Origin of the sequence: uncultured Ralstonia sp., assembly GCA_913056305.1 — a bacterium.
Lineage (GTDB): Bacteria > Pseudomonadota > Gammaproteobacteria > Burkholderiales > Burkholderiaceae > Ralstonia.
On record CAJXMR010000318.1, the window covers coordinates 1 to 3,771 of the forward strand.

The following is a 3,771-nucleotide window of genomic DNA, read 5'->3' on the forward strand; positions in this document are numbered from 1 at the left end:
TACAACGGCGAGCAGGCCAAGATCAAGGCCATGGTGGAAGCCAAGCACGTCAACTGGGACGTGGTGGAAGTCGAGTCCGGCGACATCGGCCGCGGCTGCGATGAAGGCCTGTTCGAGAAGCTCGACTGGAGCAAGATCGCCAAGAAGGCCGACCTGATTCCGGAAGCCCCGCAAGCCTGCGGCGTCGGCTTCTTCGTGTGGTCCACCGCGCTGGCCTACAACGCCGACAAGCTCAAGAGCGCCCCCACCGGCTGGGCCGATTTCTGGGACGTGAAGAAATTCCCGGGCAAGCGCGGCATGCGCAAGGGCGCGCGCTACAACCTGGAATTCGCACTGATGGCCGATGGCGTGCCGGTCAAGGACGTCTACAAGGTGCTGGCCACCAAGGACGGCCAGAACCGCGCGTTCAAGAAGCTCGACGAACTGAAGCCGAACATCCAGTGGTGGGAGGCCGGCGCGCAGCCGCCGCAGTTCCTGGTGGCGGGTGACGTGGTCATGTCCACCGCCTTCAACGGCCGCATCGACGCCGCCCAGCGCGAAGGCAAGAACCTGAAGGTGGTCTGGAACGGCAGCATCTACGACCTGGACTACTGGGCCATCCCCAAGGGCACGCCCAACAAGGCGCTGGCCGAGCAGTACATCGCCTACACCCTGTCGCAGAAGGCGCAGCAGGAGTATGCGAAGCACATCGCCTACGGCCCGGCCAACATCGCCGCCATCAAGGCGCTGGACGCCAAGACCCAGGCCAACCTGCCGAACTCGCCCGAGAACGGCAAGAACGCCGTGCTGCAGAACCTGCAGTTCTGGACCGACCATGGCGACGAGCTCGAACAGCGCTTCGCCTCGTGGGCGTCGAAGTAAGGACGTAACGCAGTAATGAAGTGACCGTGCGGATGCCGCGCCATGCCACAACGGCGCGGCATCCGCCGGAAAGATTCCCGCAGCACACGGCGAGGCAGGATTGAACACCATGACGATCGCGGCTGAATCGGTTCCCGAATCGACGGCCAAACTCAAACGCGAACTGAAGAGCGCTGAGGCGCGCAAACGCGCCATGGCGTTGGCCTTGGTCGCGCCGCTGGCCATCTTCCTGCTGCTCATCTTTGTCGTGCCGATCGGCGCCCTGCTCACGCGCGCCGTGCAGAACCCCGAGGTGGCCGACGCGCTGCCCAAGACGGTGGTCGCGCTGGGCAGTTGGGACCGCAAGAGCCCACCCGCCGACGCCGCCTACGCCGCACTCGCCGCCGACCTGACCACCGTGAGCGAAGGCGAGGCGATGGGCGCGCTGGCCCGCCGCCTGAATACTGAAATCCCCGGCTTCCGCTCGCTGGTCGCCAAGACCGCGCGCGCCATGCCGCTGGTCGACGATCAGAACCACGCACTGGCCCCGGCCCAGACCCGCGCCAAGCTGCTCGAACTCGACGAGCGCTGGGGCGACCCGACCTACTGGCAGGCCATCGCCAAGAACGGCAGCCGCACCTCGCCGTTCTACCTGCTGGCCGCGCTGGACCACCGGCAAGACGCTTTCGGCCACATTGAAGCAACCGACCCCGACGAGCAGATCTACGTGACCGTGTTCGGCCGCACCTTCGTCATCAGCGCGATGGTGACGCTGTTCACACTGCTGCTCGGCTATCCGCTGGCCTACTGGATCTCCACGCTCTCCGAGCGCCGCGCCAACCTGGTGATGGTGATGGTGCTGATCCCGTTCTGGACCTCCATCCTGGTGCGCGTGGCGGCGTGGATCGTGCTGCTGCAGACCGAGGGCCTGGTCAACCACGCGTTGATCGACCTCGGCGTCATCAAGGAGCCGCTGGCGCTGCTGTTCAACCGCGTGGGCGTCTATATCTCCATGACGCACATCCTGCTGCCCTTCATGATCCTGCCGCTGTACAGCGTGATGAAGTCGATCCCGCCCACCTACCAGCGCGCGGCGGTGTCGCTGGGCAGCCATCCGTTTGCCGCGTTCTGGCGCGTGTATGTGCCGCAGACCTACCCGGGCGTGGGCGCCGGCGCGCTGCTGGTGTTCATCCTGGCGATCGGCTACTACATCACGCCCGCGCTGCTGGGTGGCCCGAACGACCAGATGGTCAGCTACTACGTGGCCTACTTCACCAACGTCACCATCAACTGGGGCATGGCGTGCGCGCTGGGCGCCCTGCTGCTGGCGGCCACGTTGGTGCTGTACGGCGTCTATGGCCGCTTCACGCGCGCCAAGGTCCGCCCGTGAACACGAAGACAGAATCGGAAAACGCGTCATGAAATTCCCGAAACCGATGTTCGCCCCGCACACCTCGCTCGTCGAGCGTGTCTGGTACTTCGCGCTGCGCGGGCTAGCGGTGCTCACGCTGCTCTACCTCGTGCTGCCGGTGCTGGCGATCGTGCCGCTGTCGTTCTCGTCGAGCACCTTCCTGGTCTACCCGATCCCGAGCTTCTCGCTGCGCTGGTACCAGAACCTGATCGCCTCCGATGAATGGCGCATGGCGGCCAAGAACAGCTTCATCGTCGCGCCGGCGGCCACGGTGGTGGCCACGGTGCTCGGCACGCTGGCGGCCATCGGGCTGTCGAAGGCGGAGTTCCGTGGCAAGGGGCTGCTGATGGCGGTGCTGGTGTCGCCGATGATCGTGCCGGTGGTGGTGGTCGGCGTCGGCATGTATTTGTTCTTCGCGCCGCTGGGGCTGGCCAGCACGTATATCGGCCTGATCCTGGCGCATGCGGCACTGGGCGTGCCGTTTGTGGTGACGACCGTGCTGGCGACGCTGCAGGGCTTCAACCACAACCTGGTGCGCGCCAGCCTGTCGCTGGGCGCCAACCCGGTCACGACCTTCTTCCGCATCACCCTGCCGGTGATCGCCCCGGGCGTGATTTCCGGCGCGCTGTTCGCCTTCGCCACGTCGTTCGACGAGGTGGTGGTGACGCTGTTCCTGGCCGGCGCCGATCAGGTCACGCTGCCGCGCCAGATGTTCACCGGCATCCGCGAGAACATCTCGCCGACCATCGCCGCGCTGGCGACCATCCTCATCGTCTTCTCGACCTGCCTGCTGCTGACCTTCGAGTGGCTGCGTGGGCGCGCGGCGGCCAAGGCGGTGGCCTGAGCGCGCACGCCTTCAAGCTCCCGCCGCAAAGCATTTCGCTGCACGCGCAAAGCCCAACGCTCCAATCGCAAAGCCTTGCAGCTTGGCGGTGGGAGCAAAAAGCTCGGCGATTGCAGCCCTGAGGCTCTACCGTCGGAGCCTTTTCCTTTGCGCGCGAAGCTTTTTGCTTTGCGATTGGAGCAGAAAGCTCGGCACGCCCAGCCTTCAGGCTCCAGACGCGACGCTTTTTGCTCGGCGTCTGGAGCTTTGGGCATCGCGCGTGGCGTGTTCTCGCTCTGCGCGCCGAGCCTTGAGCTCCACACGCCGCGCCGGAACCGGCTTACAGGAACATCCCGCCCGAAGCCTCGATGCGCTGGGCGTTGATCCAGCGGTTGTCAGGCTGGAGCAGCGAGGCCACCACCCCACCGATGTCATCCGGCTGGCCCACGCGGCCCAGCGCCGTGTTGGACGCCACCATGGCGTTCACCTGGGCGTTGTCGCGTACCGTGCCGCCGCCGAAGTCGGTCTCGATGGCGCCCGGCGCCACCACGTTCACGGCAATGCCGCGCGGCCCGAGTTCCTTCGCCAGGTACTTGGTCAGCACCTCGATCGCGCCCTTCATCGCCGCATACGCGCCGTAGCCCGGCAGCGCAAAGCGCGCCAGCCCCGACGAGATATTGACGATGCGCCCGCCGTC

The 3,771-nt window shown here is 66.1% G+C and carries 4 protein-coding genes; 3 read left to right on the top strand and 1 reads right to left on the bottom strand.

Annotation, left to right across the window (positions count from 1 at the left end):
• The 3 genes from QZ609_RS25230 to QZ609_RS25240 form a co-directional block, all read left to right on the top strand.
• Window positions 1-861, top strand: an 861-nt coding sequence (locus QZ609_RS25230) for an ABC transporter substrate-binding protein (RefSeq protein WP_295500877.1), incomplete at its 5' end; no start/stop codon positions are given.
• A gap of 109 nt (window positions 862-970) precedes the next feature.
• Window positions 971-2,230: an ABC transporter permease gene (locus tag QZ609_RS25235; protein ID WP_295500879.1), complete on the top strand. Its 1,260-nt coding sequence runs from the start codon at window positions 971-973 to the stop codon at window positions 2,228-2,230.
• A 28-nt stretch (window positions 2,231-2,258) separates the two neighbouring features.
• Entirely contained in the window at window positions 2,259-3,095 is an 837-nt protein-coding gene (locus tag QZ609_RS25240; protein WP_295500881.1) for an ABC transporter permease, read from the top strand.
• A 319-nt stretch (window positions 3,096-3,414) separates the two neighbouring features.
• Here the strand turns inward: QZ609_RS25240 and QZ609_RS25245 are convergent.
• Window positions 3,415-3,771: SDR family oxidoreductase (locus QZ609_RS25245; RefSeq protein ID WP_295500883.1), on the bottom strand; the 357-nt coding region annotated here is incomplete at its 5' end.

Excerpts from the sequence above, each read along its gene's own strand:
- QZ609_RS25235 (WP_295500879.1), top strand. The coding sequence starts at position 971 with ATGACGATCGCGGCTGAATCGGTTCCCGAATCGACGGCCAAACTCAAA.
- QZ609_RS25240 (WP_295500881.1), top strand. The coding sequence starts at position 2,259 with ATGAAATTCCCGAAACCGATGTTCGCCCCGCACACCTCGCTCGTCGAG.